Source organism: Pseudomonas sp. AK181, assembly GCF_051122975.1.
In the GTDB taxonomy this organism is placed as follows: Bacteria; Pseudomonadota; Gammaproteobacteria; order Pseudomonadales; family Pseudomonadaceae; genus Aquipseudomonas; species Aquipseudomonas lactis.
Genome location: NZ_CP146348.1, coordinates 970,244 through 991,734, shown reverse-complemented (window position 1 = coordinate 991,734; position 21,491 = coordinate 970,244). Strand labels below are relative to the sequence as shown.

Genomic DNA, 21,491 nt, shown 5'->3' with positions numbered 1-21,491 from the left:
CAATAAAAAAGGCGCGCCATCTTGCGATGGCGCGCCTTTTAAGGACGTGCTGGAGGATTAGCTGCCAGCGACCGTCATGCGTTCGATCAGCACCGAACCCGTACGGATATTGCTGCGCAGTTCCAGGTCGTTACCCACGGCAACGATCTGCTTGAACATATCGCGCATATTGCCGGCGATGGTCACTTCCTGGACGGCGAACTGAATCTCGCCGTTCTCCACCCAGAAACCCGCCGCACCGCGCGAGTAGTCACCGGTGACCATGTTCAGGCCATGGCCCATCAATTCAGTCACCAACAACCCACGCCCCATCCGCCGCAACAACGCCGCCTGGTCTTCATCGCCATGGGTCACGAACAGGTTATGCACGCCGCCCGCGTTGGCGGTGCTTGGCAGGCCCAGCTTGCGACCGGCATAAGTGCCCAGCACATAGGACACCAACTCACCCTTCTCGACAAACGGCTTGGCATAGGTTGCCAAGCCATCGCCGTCGAACGAAGAACTGCCCATCGCGCGCATCAGATGCGGGCGCTCGTCGATGGTCAGCCACTCAGGGAACAGCTTCTGGCCGATGGCGCCTTCCAGGAACGAAGACTTGCGATACAGGTTGCCCCCGGAAATCGCCCCAAGGAAGCTGCCGAATAAACCACCGGCCAACTCTGCGGAAAACAGCACAGGCACTTCGCAGGTCGGCACCGGGCGCGCGCCCAGGCGGCTCGCAGCCCGTTGCGCTGCACGCAGGCCAATGCTTGCAGGGTCTGCCAGTAACTCGCCTTGGCGGTTTACGTCGTACCAGTAATCACGCTGCATCTGACCGTTGGCTTCGGCAATCATCACGCAACTGAGGCTGTGACGCGTGGAGGCATAACCACCGATAAAGCCATGGCTGTTGCCGTAGACGCGGCAGCCCTGATGGGTGCTCAAGGTGGTGCCGTCCGCATTCTTGATGCGGGCATCGGCATCGAAGGCTGCCGCTTCGCAGGTCAATGCCAGCTCGATGGCTTGCTCAGGGGTGATGTCCCAGGCATGGAACAGGTCGAAATCCTGCACATCCTTGGCCATCAGCGCTTTGTCGGCCAGGCCCGAGCTTTCATCCTCGGAGGTGTGCTTGGCAATCGCCAGTGCCGCGGCGACGGTCTCGCGAATCGCCTCCGGACCACTGGCTGAGGTGCTGGCCGAGCCTTTGCGCTGGCCTGCATACAAGGTAATGCCAAACCCTTGGTCGCGATTGAACTCAACCGTTTCCACTTCCCGCTGGCGCACCGAAGTCGATAACCCTTGCTCCAGCGACACCGCCACTTCACAGGCGCTGGCCCCCTGGCGCTTGGCCTCGGCAAGGATCTGCTCGACTTGTTCCTGCAGTGCCGGTAACGCTTGCGGACCGACGCTTTGGGCTGCACTCATGGTTTTCTCCACTCAAATTCTGCTTTCGGTTATGGCCATCGAGCGACCGGGCCGGACAAGCGGCCCCCGACTGGTTATCATGGCGGCGTTTCTTTGCGGACTGCCACCATGGTTGATTCTTACGACGACTCCCTCGATGGGGAGAAAAGCAAAACCCAGGTCAAACGTGAGCTGCATGCTCTGGTTGACCTTGGCGAGCGCCTTACAACGCTCAAAAAGGATTTGGTTGCAAAACTGCCACTGACCGACGAAATGCGTCGGGCGCTGGCCGATGCGCCCAAGCACACCGCGAATATCGCGCGTAAACGGCACATCTCGTTTATCGGCAAACTGATGCGCGACCAAGACATTGACGCCATTCTGACTTTGCTCGATCAAACCGATGCCTCCACTCGCCAGTACAACGAACGCTTCCACAACCTGGAACGTTGGCGTGACCGCCTGATCTCGGGCGATGACGCGGTGCTGGAGAAATTCGTACTGGACTACCCGGACGCGGACCGCCAGCAATTGCGCTCCCTGATCCGTCAGGCCCAGCACGAGCTGGCGCATAACAAGGCGCCAGCCACCAGCCGTAAAATCTTCAAGTACATCCGTGAGCTGGACGAGACTCAACGCGGCCTGCGCTGATCCTCTTCCCCGGGTGGCGGTCTTCGCCACCCGAAGCTCCCGCTCCTACGACCCCGTGCCACCCACGGTGATCGCATCAATTTTCAAGGTTGGCTGGCCGACACCTACCGGCACCGACTGCCCATCCTTGCCGCACGTACCCACGCCGCTGTCCAGCGACAGGTCGTTACCGACCATCGACACCTTGCTCATGGCTTCCGGCCCATTACCAATCAGCGTCGCCCCTTTGACCGGTGCGGTAATCTTGCCGTCTTCGATCAGGTACGCCTCGCTGGTGGAGAACACAAACTTGCCGCTGGTGATGTCCACCTGGCCGCCGCCGAGGTTGGCGCAGTAGATACCGCGTTTGACCGAGGCAATGATTTCTGCCGGATCGCTTTGGCCACCGAGCATGTAGGTGTTGGTCATGCGCGGCATTGGCAGATGCGCATAGGACTCACGACGACCATTACCGGTGCGCGCCACGCCCATCAGGCGGGCGTTGAGCTTGTCTTGCATATAGCCCTTGAGCACGCCGTTCTCGATCAGGGTGGTGCATTCGGTCGGCGTGCCTTCGTCATCGACACTCAGCGAACCACGGCGGCCGGCCAGGGTGCCGTCATCGACAATGGTGCACAGCTTGGACGCAACCATTTCGCCCATGCGCCCGCTATAAGCGGAACTGCCCTTGCGGTTGAAATCGCCTTCCAGGCCATGGCCCACGGCTTCGTGCAGCAACACCCCAGACCAGCCCGAGCCCAGCACCACCGGCAAGGTGCCGGCCGGTGCCGGAATCGCTTCCAGGTTGACCAATGCCTGGCGCAGCGCCTCACGGGCATAGCCCATGGCACGGTCGTCAGCGAGGAAATAACGGTAGTCGGTGCGCCCGCCGCCACCATGGCCACCGCGCTCGCGGCGCCCGTTCTGTTCGACGATCACGCTCACATTGAAACGCACCAGCGGCCGTACATCCGCCGCCAGCCCACCGTCGGTGGACGCCACGAGGATGCGCTCCCACACGCCGGCCATGCTCACGGTCACTTGCTGGATACGCGGGTCCAAGGCACGGGTAGCTGCGTCGATACGCTTGAGCAGCTCGACCTTTTCCGCACGGCTGATCACTTCCAAGGGGTTATCCGGCGCATACAGCTGGGCCACGTCCTGGGTACTGAACGCCTGCACTGTGCCATTCTGGCCGGCACGGGAAATCGAACGGGCGGCACGCGCCGCCAGGCCCAGGGCCTCCAGGGTGATCGCATTGCTGTAGGCAAAGCCGGTCTTCTCACCCGATTGCGCGCGAACGCCTACGCCCTGGTCAAGGTTGAAACTGCCTTCCTTGACGATCCCATCTTCCAGCGCCCAGGACTCGGAGATCTGCCCCTGGAAATACAGGTCAGCCGCATCGATACCCGGCCCGGCCAGATCGCCGAGCACGGTTTGCAGGCTTTCGATGGTCACGCCACCGGGTGCCAGGAGGTGATCACTGACTGAGGACAACAACTCGCTCATAGGTTTGGCCTTAAATTCATCGTTCTGAAGCAGGCCGCTGCGCGCCCTGCGAGAAAAAGCGCCGGTGATTGGTCACCGGCATGCGCGCCCGTATCGACGCCTGTTCACTGCTATCGCGTTCGGCCAGTAACACCGCTTCGCCTTGATCCTGTTGCGCCAGCACTCGGCCCCAAGGGTCGACAATCGCTGCGTGGCCAAAGGTTTCCCGTGGGCCTGGGTGCACACCACCCTGGGCGGCCGCCAGCAGGTAGCACTGGGTTTCGATGGCCCGCGCACGAATCAGCACATCCCAGTGCGCAGCCCCGGTCACCGCCGTGAAAGCCGAAGGCGCGGTAATCAGTTCAGCCCCCGCCGCGCGCAACTCGCTGTACAGCTCCGGGAAACGCAGGTCGTAACACACCGTCAACCCCACACGGCCCACCGGCGTATCCGCCACCACTACCTGGCTACCGAAAGCATAGTCGTCAGATTCGCGATAACGACCGCGAGCGTCCGCTACGTCCACATCAAACAGATGGAGTTTGTCGTAGCGAGCGACGATTTCACCCTGATCGTTGATCAGCAGCGAGCAAGCATTGGGTTTGGCGTGGGGCTGGTCCTGGGGCGGCAACGGCAATGTACCGGCCACTATCCATAAGGTGAGGTCGCGGGCGGCCTGTTTCAACCAAGGCAGCACAGGCCCTTGGCCCAACGCCTCGGCGCGGCCAATGTCGGCCACGTCACGGCGCCCCATGGCGGCGAAATTTTCTGGCAGCACCGCGAGTTTCGCGCCACCGGCCGCCGCCTGCTCCAGCAGGCGACGCGCCTGGGCGAGGTTGGCCAGCACGTCACTCTGGCTGACCATTTGAATTACCGCAAAGGACATGGGCCGACACTCCATACAGGGCATGGGGCCATGCTACTCCACAGCCTCTCAGTTTGGCTTTTCAAATGGCTTGTCGAAGGTGATTTTCGGATCCTTCCAGGGGCCTTGCACCTTGTATTGCACACTGGCAAAGCGCGAAACCCGGTCACCGATCAGCTTGTCGATCAAAAACAGCGCACCACCAATGGCCGGCGCGCCGACAATCAGTGCTGCAATCGGCAGGTTGTTGGTCACAGGCAAGGTGACCAGCAACTTGGCGTCGACGCGATCGGCAACCAGATCCAGGGTGCCGTTAAGCTCCAGATTGGTGGAAGGCCCGGTCATGGTGATGGGCTCGCGGGTCACGAACACGCCATTACTGGCGGCCAACAAGCCTTTGACCCGGTCGTAGCTCAAACCCTTGCCGAACAAGTCGGAAAAGTCCAAACGCAAACGCCGGCCAATGGAGTTGAAGTTAAGCAGGCCAAACACTCGCAATGCCTGGGCCCCGCCCTCCACTTCGACGAACTGACCTTTACGGAACGCAGCATCCAGGCTGCCGGAAAACCGCTTGGGCCCGACCCAGGCCGGCGAACCCGGCCAGCGGCCATCCACGTCCAGGTGGAAGTCTTCGCTGGTCACCGTAGGCGCAAAACCCCACCCTTTGAGCACATCGGCAATGTTGCGGCCATCGAGGCGGCCTTTGTACCAACTGCTGCTGGCGCCTGGCACACCTTCCCACCCCCCGGCGCCCTTGAGCAGCATGCCCTTGAGGCCAAGGTCGAGGTTATTGAAGGCCAGGCCCTTGGCGGTCGGACGGATTCTCAGCGACCAGGCCCCGATCAGGTCCGAACCCTGGAACAATTGATCGACGGCAATATCCAGGGCCGGAATGCTCTTGGGGTCGATATCGGCCAGCGGGTCCGGCGCGTTTTCGTCGGCCTGCGCGGTTGGGTCTGCCGCAGGCAATTTCACATACTTGAGGTTGACCGCAATCGGCGCGCCCTTGGCGTCCGGCAGGTTCACCGTGCCCTTGGCTTGCTGGCTATCGAGTTGCAGGCCCCAGGCCGCTGGTTTGCGATCAAGCTGCAAGCTGACCCGGTCAAACTGGGTACCAAACCCGGTCAGCTTGCCCACCTTGAAGTCGGCACCGCTGAGCAGTTGCTTGGCATTGCCACCTGGATCATTTCCCGCGTAGCGATCCACGAGTTTCTTCCAGGGATCGATATACAGTTCCGACAGCACGCCACGAATGCGCAGGCCCTTGGCACCGGGCAGCACGGCATCACCATCGCCGAGGAACAGTTCGCCGCGACCATCATTGAACTTGTCCGGCGGCGCAGCAAAGGTGAAGTTAGCCAGCTCGCCGTAATCAAACCAGTAACGGCGTTCAGCGCCCTGCAAGGTCATGCGAAAGGTGCTGTCACGCCCCTGGCTGGCGGGCATGCCGAACGGTGCCGGCAGGTCCACCGCGACGCCTTTGAGGTTGGAGTTGACCATCAACTGGCTGTCCGCGCCGTCGAGGATCACTTGCAACTGGTACGGAATATCGCCGGAGACCGGCAACGGCTGGCTGATTTTCAACCAGTCCGTGAGGCGCTTGACGGTGACCTGGCCATTGGCGGTCACGCGCGTGCTGATATTGCCCGGCTTGCCTTCGGCAAAAATCTGCGCCGTGATGGGGCGGTCGAACGCCTGGGCCGAAATCTTCTGCCCGCTCAGGCCCTTGGCGCTGTCGAAGCGAAAATCACCCTTGAGCTGGGTCAGGTCCAGCGGCGGTTCCGCCAATTGCAGGCGCGCCTTGTCGGTCTTGAAGTCCACCACGATCTTGGGCTCAGTGCCTTTGGCCAACGGTACGTCCAAGTCCAGGCTACCTTGCAGGTCGCCCTCGCCTTTCCAGCCAGCGAACGTGGACGCCGTGCCGATAGGGGCTTCTTGAAGGATCTTCAGGCCGTCGCCCAAACCGCCGGAGAACCCGCCCGTGAGCAGCAGATGACTGTCCCCGCCCGCTGGGGCGTGGGGGATATTGACGTAGACATCCTTGACCTGGGTGTCGAGCAGCTGGCCCTTGCTCGCCAGAATGCGTACACCGCTCTCCTCGACGAACACTTCCCCATTGACCTTGTTCACATGAGGCCAGCCCGGCTGGAAGGCCAGTTCGGCATCATGCACCTTGAAGAACAGGCTGATATTGCGCGACGCCGGCAGCGCATTGTGGCTGAGCGAACCCTGGTACTGGAAGAAGCCTTCGTCCACCGCCCCCTTGAGGATCGCCGTGCGCAACCATTCATCCAGCGCCGGGCTCAACACGGCCGGTAGGTACTTGGGAGTGAAACGGCCATCGCCATCGACCATGCCGACCCGCAGGTCCATGTAGTCTTCCTGGCTGTGGTCGAAATGCAGACGAATCAAGAAGTCCGCCGCCACCTTGCCTTCCTCGCCCAGTACCTTGATATACGGGGCGATCAGGGTGAAGCCTTGCTTGTCCAGCTTCCAGGTCAGGCGCGCATTGGCCTGGATGTACTGCCACGGCTTGGCGAAGATCGGATACAGATGCAAGGCAAAGTCCTTGCTGTCCATGCGCAACTCGCCCTGGCCCAAGTCGCCACTGATACTGCCGGACACATTGCGTGCGGCCGGCGCGCCGAAGTACGCATCGAAGCCGACACGCTCCAGGTTGGCCGCAAAACTGAGTTTGCGGTCGGTGGTGTCTTGGGGTCGGAAGTCCACCAGCACATTGCGTAACAGGCCGGTGGCTTTGAGGTGTTCGACGGCCTTGGCGAAACCGTCCGGCAGCGGTGCCAAGGCGTTGAGCAGCGGAGTGATGGGCGTCAGGTCGAGACGGTCGGCCTGCAACTTCCACACTTCCTGTTCCTTGCCGGTCGCCAGGCTTTGCTGCAATTGCAGGCGCGACTCCCAGCGGGTTTCGCCAATGTTCATCGCCAGGGAATCAAACAGCACCTTGAGGCCAGTGTCACTGCGCTGCAGGTAGGCGGTCAGGGCCAGGTTTTCCAGGTGTACCGGCTTACGGTCGGCGTAGCTGCCCTTCACTTGGGGCGAATTGAGGCGTACCGCCGCGCTTTGCACCGTACCTTTGGCCCAACTGAGCCAAAACTCGCCGCCGGCCTTCAATTGCGTCAGCTTCCATTGCTGGGTCAGCCTGACAGGGATCCACTTGGCCCAGTCGCTTTGCGGCAGGCTCAGGTAGGCATCGACCTCAGCGTCTTGCCACTGGCTCGCGCGAATGCGGCTACGCAGGCTGACCGCCAACGGTTGGCCGTCGGGCAATGTCAGGCGAGCGTCCAGGCGCTGCTGGCTCATGCCGGTATGCAGGCTCAGGCCCACATAGGTCACGGTCACAGGGGCCTGATCGAAGGGTTGCAAGGTTACCTGGCTGTCCAGCACCGACACGCGCTTGACCATCTGCATGCGCGTCAGCAACTGTTGCGGGTCCAACGGCTGGTCGTCCTGCACCGGCAAGCCTTGCAGGGTCCAGCGGCCGTCCTGGTCTTCCTTGACACTCAGTTGCAGGCCACTGACTTGCAGATGGGCGATACGCACTTCGCGGGCCAACAGGCTGGCCCACATGTCCGGCACCACTTCCACCTGGTCCAGGCGCAAGGCACTGCTGCCTTCGCCGACCATGACGTCGTGGGCCAGTAATACCGGGGCAAACCCGCTCCAGCGGCCTTCAAGGCTACCGATATGCAGCGGCGTCTCCAGCGCGGCCTGGGCCTTGGCTTCGACTTCGGCGCGGTATTCGGCCACCAGCGGGGTGAGTTCGCGCCCCAGGCTCACGTACACCGCTGCCAATACCAGCAGCAACGCACACAGGCCCAGGCCCCAACGGGTCAAAGCGGCAAAAAAGCGTATCAGACGCTCCATGTCAGGCGACCCTCAAAAAACAGTTAGCGGACGGCAGATCAAGGTCTGCCGGTCTCGAAGAAAGTGCACAGCTGGGGATCAGAGCAACACCACGTCGTATTGTTCCTGTGAATACATGGTTTCGACCTGGAAGCGAATCGTGCGACCGATAAAACTTTCCAGTTCGGCGACGTTACCGGACTCTTCGTCCAGCAGGCGATCCACCACCTTCTGATTGGCAAGTACTCTATAACCTTCGGCCTGGTAGGCGCGCGCCTCGCGCAGGATCTCGCGGAAAATCTCGTAGCAAACCGTTTCCGGGGTCTTCAGTTTGCCGCGGCCCTGGCAGCTGCTGCACGGCTCGCACAGCACCTGCTCAAGGCTTTCGCGCGTGCGCTTGCGGGTCATCTGCACCAGGCCCAACTCGGTGATGCCAATGATGTTGGTCTTGGCGTGATCGCGCTCCAGTTGCTTCTCAAGCGTACGCAGCACCTGGCGCTGGTGCTCTTCATCTTCCATGTCGATGAAGTCGATGATGATGATGCCGCCCAGGTTGCGCAGGCGCAGTTGACGAGCGATGGCCGTGGCCGCTTCGAGATTGGTCTTGAAGATGGTCTCTTCAAGGTTGCGATGGCCCACGAAGGCACCGGTGTTGACGTCGATGGTGGTCATGGCTTCTGCCGGGTCCACCACCAGGTAGCCGCCGGACTTGAGTGGCACCTTGCGCTCCAGGGCTTTCTGGATTTCGTCTTCGACGCCATACAGGTCGAATATCGGCCGCTCGCCGGGGTAGTGTTCCAGGCGATCGGCGATTTCTGGCATCAACTCAGCAACAAATTGCGTGGTGCGCTGGAAGGTTTCCCGCGAATCGATGCGAATTTTCTCGATCTTCGGGCTGACCAGATCGCGCAACGTGCGCAACGCCAGGCCAAGGTCTTCATAAATGACGCTGGGCGCGCCGATGGTTTTGATCTGTGCGTCGATCTGGTCCCACAAACGCCGCAGGTAGCGAATATCCATGAGGATTTCATCAGCGCCAGCACCTTCGGCGGCAGTGCGCAGGATAAACCCGCCCGCTTCCTTGATGCCCTCGGCGGCGACGCAGTCGCTGACCACCTTCTTCAGGCGCTCGCGCTCGGCTTCATCTTCGATCTTCAGGGAAATGCCCACATGGGCAGTGCGCGGCATGTACACCAGGTAGCGCGAGGGAATCGACAGCTGGGTGGTCAAGCGGGCGCCCTTGGAACCGATGGGGTCCTTGGTGACTTGCACCACCAGGCTCTGGCCCTCGTGCACCAGGGCGCTGATGCTTTCCACCGCAGGGCCTTCGCGCAGGGAAATTTCCGAGGCATGGATAAAGGCTGCACGGTCCAGGCCGATGTCGACGAAGGCCGCCTGCATGCCCGGCAATACGCGCACCACCTTGCCTTTGTAGATATTGCCGACGATCCCGCGTTTCTGGGTGCGCTCGACGTGCACTTCTTGCAGAACACCGTTCTCTACCACCGCCACGCGCGATTCCATCGGCGTGATATTGATCAGAATCTCTTCACTCATGGCTGGGTCTCGTTCAGGCGTTTTCACAATAGTGACCGGTCGCTTAAGGCTTGGCGCTGGAATACGGCGTTCAGCACACGGTAAGGTTTTGCCAACAGGGTATGCCGAATTGGGCGAGCAGTTGCGCGGTTTCGCAGACTGGCAGGCCCACCACGGCGGAATAACTGCCATTCAGCCCGGCCACAAACACCGACCCCAGCCCTTGGATAGCATAGCCGCCGGCCTTGTCCTGCGGTTCGCCACTGTGCCAGTAGGTGGTAGCCTCCTGCACAGAAACCTCGCGAAACCGCACACGGCTGCTGACACATCGGGTTTCACATTGCTGGCCGTCGGTCAGGGCGATGGCGGTAAGCACTTCATGCTCGCGGCCGGAAAGAGCCATCAGCATGGCCAGTGCATCAGCCTGGTCCACCGGCTTGCCCAGGATCCGTCCATCCACGATCACCGCCGTGTCAGCCCCCAGTACGCAGGTGTTTGAGGTGTGGCCAAGCGCAACAAAACCCGCCGTCGCCTTGCCTCGCGCAAGGCGCTCGACATAGGCAACGGCAGGTTCGTTGTTCAGGGGCGTTTCATCAATAGCGGCGCTGACCAGGGTGAAGGGCACACCGATCTGGGCCAGTAGTTCACGTCGCCGCGGGGAGCCCGAGGCCAGATAAAGCGAATTCATTGCAGCCTCTCCCTGTGAGGTTCGATAACCAGGCAGAGCCTCGCAATCCATTCAATTGATTTTATAGCGGCGACGCAGCCCACGCAGGCCAAAACTGATCCAGGGCCACAACAGGGCACTGACAAGCGCCGGCAAGACCAGCGCCAGGGTCGGCTGGCGGTTGCCAGTCAACGCGCTGAGCCACAGTTGCACCAACTGCGCCAGGCCGAAGATCACCAGGATCACCAAACACTGCTGCCACATCGGGAACATGCGCAAGCGCTGCTGCAGCGACAGCACCAGGAAGGTGATCAGGGTGAGGATCAACGCATTCTGGCCCAGCAAGGTGCCATACAGCACATCTTCGGCCAACCCCAGGCACATGGCCGTGACCATGCCGACCTTGTGCGGCAGGTTCAATGACCAGAACGCCAGCAACAAGGCCAGCCAGAGCGGGCGCAGGATTTCCATGAACTGCGGCAGCGGCGAAACACTGAGCAGCAGGCCGATGGCGAAGGTCAGCCAGACGATCCAGCCATTGCGTGAATGAGTACCGGCCATTATTGCTCCCTCTGCCGTGTGGTGGTCGGAGCGGTGCTCGGCGCAGTAGCCGGGGGTTTGGCTACAGCCGGCTTAGCCGGGCGCGCGGTGTGCGCTGCCGGTTGAGCGGGCGTTGCCACCGGTGCCGTCGCTGCCGGTGCAGTTGTTGCCGCAGGGGCAGGCGGACCGACGAAAGCCGGTTTCGGCACCGTGGCCGGCACGATAGGCGCAGTGCCATTCTGCTGGTCTTCCGCTTCCTGGGCCTGGGCGGCGTCGTTGGCGCGCTCTTCCGGGGTGCGGTTGTCGCTGAACACCAACAGCAGGTAACGGCTGCGGTTCAGCGCGGCAGTCGGTACCGCCCGAACGATAGCGAACGGCTGGCCGGAATCGTGGATCACTTCCTTGACCGTCGCCACCGGATAACCCGCCGGGAAACGCTGGCCCAGGCCAGAGCTGACCAACAGGTCGCCTTCCTTAATGTCAGCGGTGTCGGCCACATGGCGCAGTTCCAGGCGTTCCGGGTTACCGGTGCCGCTGGCAATCGCGCGCAAACCGTTACGGTTGACCTGTACCGGAATGCTATGGGTCGTGTCCGTCAGCAACAGCACCCGCGAGGTGTAGGGCATCAACTCGACCACCTGGCCCATCAGGCCACGGGCGTCGAGCACCGGCTGGCCAAGCACCACACCGTCGCGCTCACCCTTGTTGATGATGATGCGATGGGTAAAGGGGTTGGGGTCCATGCCGATCAGCTCGGCCACTTCGACCTTTTCGTTGACCAGTGCGGAAGAATTGAGCAACTCGCGCAGCCGAACGTTCTGCTCGGTGAGGGCCGCCAGCTTCTGCATGCGCCCCTGCAACAGCAGGTTTTCAGTCTTGAGTTTTTCGTTCTCGGCGACCAGTTCGGTGCGGCTGCCAAATTGGCTGGACACACCCTGGAAGAGACGTTGCGGCAGGTCGGTGATCCAGTAGGTCTGCATCAACACCAGCGACATCTGGCTACGCACCGGCTTGAGCAGTGCAAAGCGGGCATCGACCACCATCAGCGCGACCGAAAGCACGGTCAGCACCAATAAGCGCACACCCAATGAGGGGCCTTTGGCGAAAAGCGGTTTAATAAGCCGCTCCTCCCAGGCAAATGTTCTCTTTATTCATACGGCATCAAACCGGCCTGGATGCAGATTGAAGAAGATAAACGCCAACAGGCAGCACTGCAAAGTGCTGCCTGCCGACGAAGCATGAACCATCCAGGCAATCTTATTCGCTGGAGAGCAGGTCCATGGTGTGTTTATCCATCATTTCCAGCGCACGACCACCGCCACGGGCAACGCAGGTCAGCGGGTCTTCGGCGACGATCACCGGCAGGCCGGTTTCCTGGGCCAGTAACTTGTCGAGGTCGCGCAGCAAGGCGCCACCACCGGTCAGTACCAGGCCACGCTCGGCGATATCGGAAGCCAGCTCCGGCGGCGATTGCTCCAGGGCACTTTTCACGGCCTGAACGATGGTGGCCAGGGACTCTTGCAGAGCCTCCAGCACTTCATTGGAGTTCAGAGTAAAGGCACGTGGAACGCCTTCGGCCAGGTTGCGACCGCGCACATCGACTTCGCGCACTTCACCGCCTGGGTAAGCGGTGCCGATTTCCTGCTTGATGCGCTCGGCGGTGGATTCGCCGATCAGGCTGCCGTAGTTACGACGCACATACGTGATGATCGCTTCGTCGAAACGGTCGCCGCCCACGCGTACGGATTCGGCATACACCACACCGTTCAGGGAAATCAGGGCGATTTCGGTCGTACCACCACCGATATCCACCACCATCGAACCGCGTGCTTCCTCAACCGGCAGGCCGGCACCGATCGCAGCGGCCATCGGCTCTTCGATCAGGAAGACTTCACGGGCACCGGCGCCAAGGGCCGATTCACGGATGGCGCGACGCTCCACCTGGGTGGACTTGCACGGAACGCAGATCAGCACGCGAGGGCTGGGCTGCAGAAAACTGTTTTCGTGAACTTTGTTGATGAAGTACTGCAGCATCTTTTCGCAGACGCTGAAATCGGCGATCACGCCATCCTTCATCGGACGAATGGCAGCAATATTGCCTGGTGTACGGCCGAGCATGCGCTTGGCCTCGGTGCCAACGGCAACGACACTTTTCTGATTACCATGGGTCCGAATGGCCACAACCGATGGCTCATTCAGAACGATACCGCGCTCGCGCACGTAAATAAGGGTGTTGGCAGTGCCCAGGTCAATGGAGAGATCGCTGGAAAACATGCCACGCAGTTTCTTGAACATGGGGAAAGGACCCTAGGCAACGCGTGGGTAAAAAAGTGCGGCAAACTCTAACAACGACAGGGATTTTGGGCAAGGCGCCAATGTGCTAAATTGGCCGACTTTCTGTGCACCAACCCCCACAATCGCGGCCTTATGACCGTAGAAATGCGGTAGTGTTCCGACAATCTAACACACGGACGCCCTCCGTTCTGTTTTCCACTGGAGAATCCCATGGCGCTTGAACGCTCCGACGTGGAAAAAATCGCACATTTGGCCTCGCTTGGCCTCAATGATGCCGATCTTCCACAGACCACCGCAGCCCTGAACAGCATTCTCGGGCTGGTCGACCAAATGCAAGCCGTGAATACCGACGGCATCGAGCCCCTGGCTCACCCACTGGAAGCCAGCCAGCGCCTGCGCGCAGACGTCGTGACCGAACGCAATAATCGCGAGGCCTACCAGTCCATCGCGCCAGCGGTCGAAAACGGCCTGTACCTGGTTCCGAAAGTCATCGACTAAAGGGAAAGAGCCTTTCATGCATCACATGACTCTGGCCGAGATCGCCCGCGGTCTCGCCGACAAATCGTTTTCCAGCGAAGAGCTGACCCAGACCTTGCTGGCGCGTATCGCCGCGCTCGATCCGAAGGTCAACAGCTTTATCAGCCTCACCGAGGAGCTGGCCCTGAGCCAGGCCAAGGCCGCCGACGCCCGTCGCGCCAACGGTGAGAACGGCGCGCTGCTCGGCGCACCGATCGCCCACAAGGACCTGTTCTGCACCCAGGGCATTCGCACCAGTTGCGGCTCGAAGATGCTCGACAACTTCAAGGCGCCCTACGACGCCACTGTGGTCGCCAAGCTGGCCGCCGCCGGTGCCGTGACCCTGGGCAAGACCAACATGGACGAATTCGCCATGGGGTCGGCCAACGAATCGAGCTATTACGGCGCGGTGAAAAACCCGTGGAACCTGGAACACGTACCGGGTGGTTCGTCCGGTGGTTCGGCTGCGGCCGTGGCCGCACGCTTCCTGCCGGCCGCTACCGCCACCGATACCGGCGGTTCGATCCGCCAGCCAGCTGCCTTCACCAACCTCACCGGCCTGAAGCCGACCTACGGTCGCGTGTCCCGCTGGGGCATGATTGCCTATGCGTCCAGCCTGGATCAGGGCGGCCCGTTGGCTCGCACGGCTGAAGACTGCGCAATATTGTTACAAGGCATGGCAGGTTTTGATAAACAGGACTCCACCAGCATCGATGAGCCCGTGCCGGACTACAGCGCCAGCCTGAATACCTCGATCAAGGGCCTGCGCATCGGCGTGCCGAAGGAATATTTCAGCGCCGGCCTCGACCCGCGTATCGCCGAGCTGGTGCAAAACAGCATCAAAGAGCTGGAAAAGCTCGGCGCCGTGATCAAGGAAATCAGCCTGCCGAACAACCAGCACGCGATTCCCGCCTACTACGTGATCGCGCCAGCAGAAGCGTCTTCCAACCTGTCGCGTTTCGACGGCGTGCGCTTCGGCTATCGCTGCGAGAACCCGAAAGACCTCACCGACCTGTACAAACGCTCCCGTGGCGAAGGCTTCGGCAGTGAAGTGCAGCGCCGGATCATGGTCGGCGCCTATGCCCTGTCCGCCGGCTACTACGACGCGTACTACCTCAAGGCGCAGAAAATCCGTCGCCTGATCAAGAACGACTTCATGGCCGCCTTTGAAGAAGTCGATGTGATCCTCGGCCCGACCGCGCCGAACCTGGCGTGGAAGATCGGCGCCAAGACCGGCGACCCGATCGCCGAGTACCTGGAAGACCTCTACACCATCACCGCCAACCTCGCGGGCTTGCCGGGCTTGTCCATGCCCGCAGGTTTCGTCGATGGCCTGCCGGTGGGCGTGCAATTGCTCGCCCCGTATTTCCAGGAAGGCCGCCTGCTCAATGTGGCGCACCAGTACCAGTTGAACACCGACTGGCACACCCGCACCCCTACCGGCTTCTGAGGAGAACACTATGCAATGGGAAGTTGTGATCGGGCTGGAGATTCATACCCAGCTCGCCACCCAATCGAAGATTTTCTCCGGTAGCGCCACCACGTTCGGCTCCGAGCCCAATACCCAGGCCAGCCTGGTAGACCTGGGCATGCCCGGCGTGCTGCCGGTTCTGAACCAGGAAGCGGTGCGCATGGCAGTGATGTTCGGCCTGGCGATTGACGCCGAGATCGGCCAGCACAACGTGTTTGCGCGCAAGAACTACTTCTACCCGGACCTGCCCAAGGGCTACCAGATCAGCCAGATGGAACTGCCGATTGTCGGCAAGGGCCACCTGGACATTCCCCTGGAAGACGGCACCATCAAGCGCGTCGGCGTCACCCGTGCGCACCTGGAAGAAGATGCCGGCAAAAGCCTGCACGAAGAATTCCCGGGCGCGACCGGCATCGACCTGAACCGTGCAGGCACGCCGCTGCTGGAGATCGTGTCCGAGCCGGACATGCGCAGCGCCAAGGAAGCCGTGGCTTACGTCAAGACCATCCACGCGCTGGTGCGCTACCTGGGCATCTGCGACGGCAACATGGCCGAAGGCTCGCTGCGTTGCGACTGCAACGTGTCGATCCGCCCCAAGGGCCAGGTCGAGTTCGGCACCCGCTGCGAAATCAAGAACGTCAACTCGTTCCGCTTCATCGAGAAGGCGATCAACAGCGAAGTGCGTCGCCAGATCGAGCTGATCGAAGACGGCGGCAAGGTGATCCAGCAAACGCGCCTGTACGACCCCAACAAAGACGAAACCCGCGCCATGCGCAGCAAAGAGGAAGCCAACGACTACCGTTACTTCCCCGACCCGGACCTGTTGCCGGTGGTGCTGGAGGATTCGTTCCTCAATGATATCCGCGCCACCCTGCCCGAACTGCCGCAGCAAAAACGCGAGCGCTTCCAGGAGCAGTTCGGCCTGTCGGTCTACGATGCCAGCGTGCTGGCCTCCAGCCGTGAGCAAGCCAACTACTTCGAAAAAGTCGTGAGCATTGCCGGCGACGCCAAGCTGGCGGCTAACTGGGTGATGGTCGAGCTGGGCAGCCTGTTGAACAAACAGGGCCTGGAAATCGACGAAGCGCCGGTCACCGCAGAACAACTGGGTGGCATGCTGCTGCGCATCAAGGACAACACCATCTCCGGCAAAATTGCCAAGACCGTGTTCGAAGCGATGGCCGCCGGTGAAGGCAATGCCGACGAGATCATCGAGAAGCGTGGCCTCAAGCAAGTCACCGACAGCGGCGCCATCTCGGCCGTACTCGATGAAATGCTCGCGGCCAATGCCGAGCAGGTCGAGCAATACCGCGCGGCAGACGAAGCCAAGCGCGGCAAGATGTTCGGCTTCTTTGTCGGCCAGGCGATGAAAGCCTCCAAGGGCAAAGCCAACCCGCAACAGGTGAACGAACTGCTCAAAAGCAAGCTCGAAGGCTGATCCATGATCGTTCCCACGCTCTGCGTGGGAACGTCTCACGGGACGCTCCGCGTCCGCTTTTGTGACGCGTAGCGTCACCGGCTGCATTCCCACGCAGAGCGTGGGAACGATCCAACGGGGACATCTTGAAATGAAGCGTCTACTCGGCCTCCTGGCCCTGTCCTCCCTGCTGGCCGGTTGCGCCAGCGGCCTCATCGACCCCAACGGCTACGACGAAACCGGCACCGCGTCCTATTACGGCGCCAAGCACCATGGCAAGAGAACTGCCAGTGGTGAACCTTTCAACCAGAACGCCTTGACCGCGGCCCACAGGCGCCTGCCCTTCGGCACCCAGGTCAAGGTGACCAACCTCGACAACAACCGTTCTGTCGTGGTGCGTATCAATGATCGCGGCCCGCATACCCGTGGCCGCCTGATCGACCTTTCACGCAAGGCTGCCGAGCAACTGCGCATGCTGAGCAGCGGCACCGCACGCGTTCGCGTGCAAGCCCTGAACAACTGATCGAGGCAGCCTTGAGCATTTTCGGATTGAACGCCCTCTCGCCCTGGAGCCTGCTCGAACTGGTGGGCGGCCTGATCTTGCTGATCGTCGGCGCTGAAATCCTGGTGCGCGCTGCGGTGCGCCTGGCGGCCAGCCTCAAGGTGCGGCCACTGATCATCGGCTTGAGCATCGTCGCCTTCGGCAGCAGTGCGCCACAGATGACCGTGAGCCTGCAGGCCACGCTGGCTGGCAACACGGACATTGCCGTAGGCAGTGTCATCGGCAGCAGCATCTTCAATATCCTCGTGACCCTGGGCTTGTCCGCACTGATCATTCCACTGCGAGTCTCGCGGCAGCTGGTGCGCGTGGATATCCCGGTGATGATCGTCGCCGGCCTGCTGGTGTTTATCCTGGCCGCCAATGAAATGCTGACGCCCTTCGATGGCGCCGTGCTGCTGGTGGCGCTGTTGGCCTACGTTGGCGTATTGCATTATCAGACGCGTCATTCCCGCCGCCCGCGCACTCTGGACACCGTGGCCAAAGCGCCATGGCTGAGCAGTGTGCTGCTGATGCTCGGCGGTTTGCTGGTGCTGGTGCTGGCCGGGCATTTGTTGCTCGGCGCAGCGGTGGACGTGGCGGGCGACCTGGGCCTGTCGGAGCGCGTCATCGGCCTCACGCTGATCGGCGTCGGCACCTCGCTGCCGTGCCTGGCCACCTCGCTGATCGCCGCCTTGCGTGGCGAACGGGAGATCGCCGTGGGCAACGTGATCGGCAGCAACCTGTTCAACCTGCTCGGCGTGCTGGGTTTTACCGCCCTGGTGGCGCCGACGCCGCTGTCGGTATCGCCCAACGCCCTGGACTTCGATTTACCGGTGATGCTCGGCGCCATCATCCTGTGCCTGCCGGTGTTTTATACCGGCTACCGGGTAACGCGCATCGAAGGGCTGGTGCTGCTGGGGCTGTACCTGGCTTACGGCCTGCATGTGATGGCCTTCACCACTGGCATGCCGCTGGCCAACAAACTTGAACAATTGATGCTGTACTACGTCCTGCCGGCGTTAGGGGTTCTGCTGTTGTTCACCTCACTGCGCGCCTGGCACCGCCAACACAAGAGGGAATCGCAATGACCGATCAGAAAAAGCCCGGGGTTGAAGTGCGTCGCCAGGTCATGGGCGATGTGTTCGTCGACCGCGCCCTGGGCAATGCCACGGCGTTCACCCAGCCGCTGCAAGACTTCGTCAATGAGCACGCGTGGGGCAGCGTCTGGAACCGCGAAGGTTTGCCACTCAAGACCCGCAGCCTGATCACCCTCGCCGCCCTCACCGCTCTCAAGTGCCCGCAGGAGCTCAAGGGGCATGTGCGCGGTGCGCTGAATAATGGCTGTACGGTCGAAGAGATTCGCGAAGCGCTGCTGCATTGCGCGGTGTATGCCGGGGTGCCGGCGGCGATTGATGCGTTTCGGGCGGCGCAGGAAGTGATTGAGGCGTATCAGGCCGATCAGCAGTGACTGCCAGATAGCTATCGCAGGCAAGCCAGCTCCCACATGTGGATGTGTGGATACCTTCAAGTGTGGGAGCTGGCTTGCCTGCGATGGGGCCTCAAGCTACCCGCCTATTTCAGATCCAACCACCCGCCTGCAACACAAAAATCCCGATATTCGTAGTCACCGCCGCCATCAGCGTGGTGATTACGATAATCGCCGCCGCCAACTCATGATTCCCTTCCGCCGCCCGAGCCATCACAAAGCTTGCGGCCGCAGTCGGCGCGCCGAAATACAGGAACAGAATTCCCAACTCCGGCCCGCGGAACCCCAGCAACCACGCGCCCAGAGTCGCGATCACCGGCAGCCAGATCATCTTCATCAGGCTCGCGCTCAACGCCATGTTGCCGCTCTTGCGCAGCGCGGCCATGGACAAGGTACCGCCGATGCAAATCAACGCCAACGGCAACGTGGTGTCGGACAGGTACTGCAAGGACTTCTCCAGCCAGCCGGGCACGCCGATCTGGAAGTACGCGAACGGCGTGGCGACGATCACGCTGACAATCAGCGGGTTGGCCATTACGCTTTTGAAGATGCTCCACGGGTCAGACTTGATCACCGGGCTATACACCGCCAGCACGATGGTCGACAGCGTGTTGTAAAAGAGGATCACCAACGCGGCGAGGATCGCGCCCAAAGAGATGCCGTAGTCGCCGTACATGCTGGCTGCCAGTGCCAGGCCGATGACCCCGTTGTTGCCACGAAACGCGCCCTGGGCGTAGATGCCTCGGTCTTCGCGCTTGCAACGAAAGATCGCCCAGCCCCAGGCCATGGCAAAGCTCACCAGGGTGGCGACGCAAAAGTAGATCAGCAGCCCCGGTTTGAGCGCCGAGTGCAGGTCGGCATGCAGAATGCCAAGGAACAGCAGCGCCGGCATGGCAACGTTGAACACCAGGGACGATGCGGTGTGGATAAAGTTGTCATTGATCCAGTTGATGCGCTTTAAGAACACGCCCAGGAACAGCATGGCAAACACCGGCGCGGTGATGGTGAGGGTGGTGAGGAAGATTGCCAGCATGCCGGGGAGAACCTTGGTGGGCGTCGTTAGTTGGCTAATGATAAGCCAGTACGAGCGGGTTCGTGTGGGCAACGCACTTCAAATGTAGGAGCGAGCTTGCTCGCGAAAAACTCCCAGGCGCCGCGTCCATTCAGTTAACACGCGTTATCGTTGACGTTTTTCGCGAGCAAGCTCGCTCCTACAGGGTTAGCGCCTGGTCTCAGGTAATCGGCGCCGGGTTGAACAGCGTGATGTCGTTATGCAGCTTGTGCCGCTCTGCCCAGGTCTGCTTCTTGCCGCTGGCCACATCCAGATAGAAGTGGAACAGCTCCCAACCCAGCTCCTCGATGCTCGCGCGCCCCGTGGCAATGCGCCCGGCGTCGATATCGATCAGGTCCGGCCAACGCTGGGCCAACTCGGTGCGGGTCGAAACCTTCACCACCGGCGCCATCGCCAGCCCGTACGGCGTGCCGCGCCCGGTGGTGAACACATGCAAGTTCATCCCTGCCGCCAGTTGCAAGGTGCCGCAGACAAAATCGCTGGCCGGTGTGGCGCAGAAGATCAGGCCCTTTTCCTTGAAGCGCTCGCCAGGGCCAAGTACACCGGTGATCGCACTGCTGCCGGACTTGACGATGGAGCCCAAGGATTTTTCGACAATGTTCGACAGCCCGCCCTTCTTGTTACCCGGCGTGGTATTGGCGCTACGGTCCGCCTCGCCCTTGGCCAGGTAACGGTCGTACCAGTCCATTTCCCTGACCAACTCGCGGGCAACGTCTTCGTTCTGCGCGCGTGAAGTCAGCAGGTAAATCGCATCGCGCACTTCCGTCACTTCGGAAAACATCACCGTCGCGCCGGCGCGCAGCAACAGGTCCGAGGCGTAGCCCAGCGCCGGGTTGGCGGTGATGCCGGAAAACGCATCGCTGCCGCCACACTGCATGCCCAGGATCAGCTCGGAGGCCGGCACGGTTTCACGGCGGCGCTGGTCGAGTTTCTTCAAGCGCACTTCGGCCAGGGCCATGATCTGCTCGATCATTTCGGTAAAGCCGTGGCTGGAATCCTGCAGGCGATACAACCACGGATCACTCAGGTCCACGGAGCTGTCGTTATCGTGCATCACCTGGCCGGCCTGGAGTTTTTCGCAACCCAGGCTGATCACCAAGGCTTCGCCGCCCAGGTTGGGGTTGCGTGCCAGGTTGCGCACCGTGCGGATGGGGATGTAGGCATCCGTTGCCGTAATCGCCACGCCGCAGCCGTAGCTGTGGGTCAGCGCCACCACGTCATCGACATGGGGGTAGTTGGGTAGCAACTCGTCCTTGATGCGCTTGACCGCATGGTCCAGCACGCCCGTGACGCATTGCACGGTGGTGGTAATGCCGAGGATATTGCGCGTGCCCACGGTGCCGTCCGCATTGCGATAGCCCTCGAAGGTAAACCCCTCCAGGGGTGCCTGGGTTTCAGGCACCTCGGTGGACAGTGGCAAGCTGTCCAGCGGCGGTGCGGTGGGCATGCGCAACTGGTCCTCCTGCACCCAACTGCCGCGCGGAATCGGCGCCAGGGCATAACCGATGGTCTGGCCGTAGCGAATAATCTGGCCGCCCTCGGGGATGTCTTCCAGCGTCACCTTGTGGCTCTGCGGGATGAAATCCACGGTGACCAGGCCGTCGGGAAACTCGGTACCGGCCGGTACCCCTTGATCGTTCACCACGATCACCACATTGTCGCGCTCGTGCAAACGGATCGAGCGCGGCGAGTCGGCATGTTCAATCAACTGCATCACACGAAC

The 21,491-nt window shown here is 61.4% G+C and carries 18 protein-coding genes; 7 read left to right on the top strand and 11 right to left on the bottom strand.

Going from position 1 to position 21,491, the window contains the following annotated elements; all coding sequences use genetic code 11:
* Positions 1–57 precede the first annotated feature (57 nt).
* Complete coding sequence (gene pmbA / locus V8689_RS04750) at positions 58–1,404, bottom strand: metalloprotease PmbA (protein WP_032893561.1); 1,347 nt, start codon at positions 1,402–1,404, stop codon at positions 58–60.
* Positions 1,405–1,512: 108 nt separating this feature from the next.
* Between pmbA and yjgA the strand changes: the two genes are divergently transcribed.
* Entirely contained in the window at positions 1,513–2,034 is a 522-nt protein-coding gene (gene yjgA, locus V8689_RS04745) for a ribosome biogenesis factor YjgA (protein WP_003188568.1), read from the top strand.
* A gap of 45 nt (positions 2,035–2,079) precedes the next feature.
* On the opposite strand, the gene tldD is transcribed toward yjgA, so the two are convergent.
* The 8 genes from tldD to mreB all read right to left on the bottom strand — a co-directional run bounded on the left by tldD (position 2,080) and on the right by mreB (position 13,268).
* Complete coding sequence (gene tldD, locus V8689_RS04740) at positions 2,080–3,522, bottom strand: metalloprotease TldD (protein WP_003188566.1); 1,443 nt, start codon at positions 3,520–3,522, stop codon at positions 2,080–2,082.
* A gap of 16 nt (positions 3,523–3,538) precedes the next feature.
* Entirely contained in the window at positions 3,539–4,387 is an 849-nt protein-coding gene (locus V8689_RS04735; RefSeq protein WP_056789613.1) for a carbon-nitrogen hydrolase family protein, read from the bottom strand.
* A gap of 48 nt (positions 4,388–4,435) precedes the next feature.
* On the bottom strand, positions 4,436–8,251 hold the full coding sequence (locus V8689_RS04730; RefSeq protein ID WP_056789612.1) for a YhdP family protein: 3,816 nt from the start codon (positions 8,249–8,251) through the stop codon (positions 4,436–4,438).
* Positions 8,252–8,329: 78 nt separating this feature from the next.
* Positions 8,330–9,787: a ribonuclease G gene (rng, locus tag V8689_RS04725; protein WP_003188562.1), complete on the bottom strand. Its 1,458-nt coding sequence runs from the start codon at positions 9,785–9,787 to the stop codon at positions 8,330–8,332.
* A gap of 70 nt (positions 9,788–9,857) precedes the next feature.
* Positions 9,858–10,454: a Maf family protein gene (locus V8689_RS04720; protein WP_032893566.1), complete on the bottom strand. Its 597-nt coding sequence runs from the start codon at positions 10,452–10,454 to the stop codon at positions 9,858–9,860.
* A 51-nt stretch (positions 10,455–10,505) separates the two neighbouring features.
* Entirely contained in the window at positions 10,506–10,994 is a 489-nt protein-coding gene (gene mreD / locus V8689_RS04715; protein WP_003188558.1) for a rod shape-determining protein MreD, read from the bottom strand.
* Positions 10,994–12,061: a rod shape-determining protein MreC gene (gene mreC, locus V8689_RS04710; protein ID WP_056789611.1), complete on the bottom strand. Its 1,068-nt coding sequence runs from the start codon at positions 12,059–12,061 to the stop codon at positions 10,994–10,996. Before mreC ends, mreD begins: the two co-directional genes overlap by 1 nt.
* Positions 12,062–12,230: 169 nt before the next feature.
* Entirely contained in the window at positions 12,231–13,268 is a 1,038-nt protein-coding gene (gene mreB, locus V8689_RS04705; RefSeq protein WP_002555108.1) for a rod shape-determining protein MreB, read from the bottom strand.
* Between the two features lie 210 nt (positions 13,269–13,478).
* Between mreB and gatC the strand changes: the two genes are divergently transcribed.
* The 6 genes from gatC (at position 13,479) to V8689_RS04675 (ending at position 18,678) form a co-directional block, all read left to right on the top strand.
* Complete coding sequence (gene gatC / locus V8689_RS04700; protein WP_003188556.1) at positions 13,479–13,766, top strand: Asp-tRNA(Asn)/Glu-tRNA(Gln) amidotransferase subunit GatC; 288 nt, start codon at positions 13,479–13,481, stop codon at positions 13,764–13,766.
* A gap of 16 nt (positions 13,767–13,782) precedes the next feature.
* A complete protein-coding gene (gene gatA / locus V8689_RS04695; RefSeq protein ID WP_014716920.1) occupies positions 13,783–15,234 on the top strand; it encodes an Asp-tRNA(Asn)/Glu-tRNA(Gln) amidotransferase subunit GatA in 1,452 nt (483 codons plus the stop codon).
* 10 nt (positions 15,235–15,244) lie between these two features.
* Positions 15,245–16,690: an Asp-tRNA(Asn)/Glu-tRNA(Gln) amidotransferase subunit GatB gene (gene gatB, locus V8689_RS04690; protein ID WP_005784800.1), complete on the top strand. Its 1,446-nt coding sequence runs from the start codon at positions 15,245–15,247 to the stop codon at positions 16,688–16,690.
* Positions 16,691–16,820: 130 nt separating this feature from the next.
* Positions 16,821–17,192 (top strand): septal ring lytic transglycosylase RlpA family protein, encoded by a 372-nt coding sequence (locus tag V8689_RS04685; RefSeq protein WP_003188549.1) that lies wholly within the window; start codon positions 16,821–16,823, stop codon positions 17,190–17,192.
* 50 nt (positions 17,193–17,242) lie between these two features.
* Positions 17,243–18,298 (top strand): calcium/sodium antiporter, encoded by a 1,056-nt coding sequence (locus V8689_RS04680; protein ID WP_177343026.1) that lies wholly within the window; start codon positions 17,243–17,245, stop codon positions 18,296–18,298.
* Positions 18,295–18,678, top strand: coding sequence for a carboxymuconolactone decarboxylase family protein (locus V8689_RS04675; protein WP_044271602.1), 384 nt, complete (start codon positions 18,295–18,297; stop codon positions 18,676–18,678). Before V8689_RS04680 ends, V8689_RS04675 begins: the two co-directional genes overlap by 4 nt.
* A 109-nt stretch (positions 18,679–18,787) precedes the next feature.
* Here the strand turns inward: V8689_RS04675 and V8689_RS04670 are convergent, their stop codons facing one another.
* Positions 18,788–19,729, bottom strand: coding sequence for an AEC family transporter (locus V8689_RS04670; protein ID WP_056789608.1), 942 nt, complete (start codon positions 19,727–19,729; stop codon positions 18,788–18,790).
* 199 nt (positions 19,730–19,928) lie between these two features.
* Entirely contained in the window at positions 19,929–21,482 is a 1,554-nt protein-coding gene (garD, locus tag V8689_RS04665) for a galactarate dehydratase (RefSeq protein WP_056789605.1), read from the bottom strand.
* Positions 21,483–21,491: the final 9 nt, after the last annotated feature.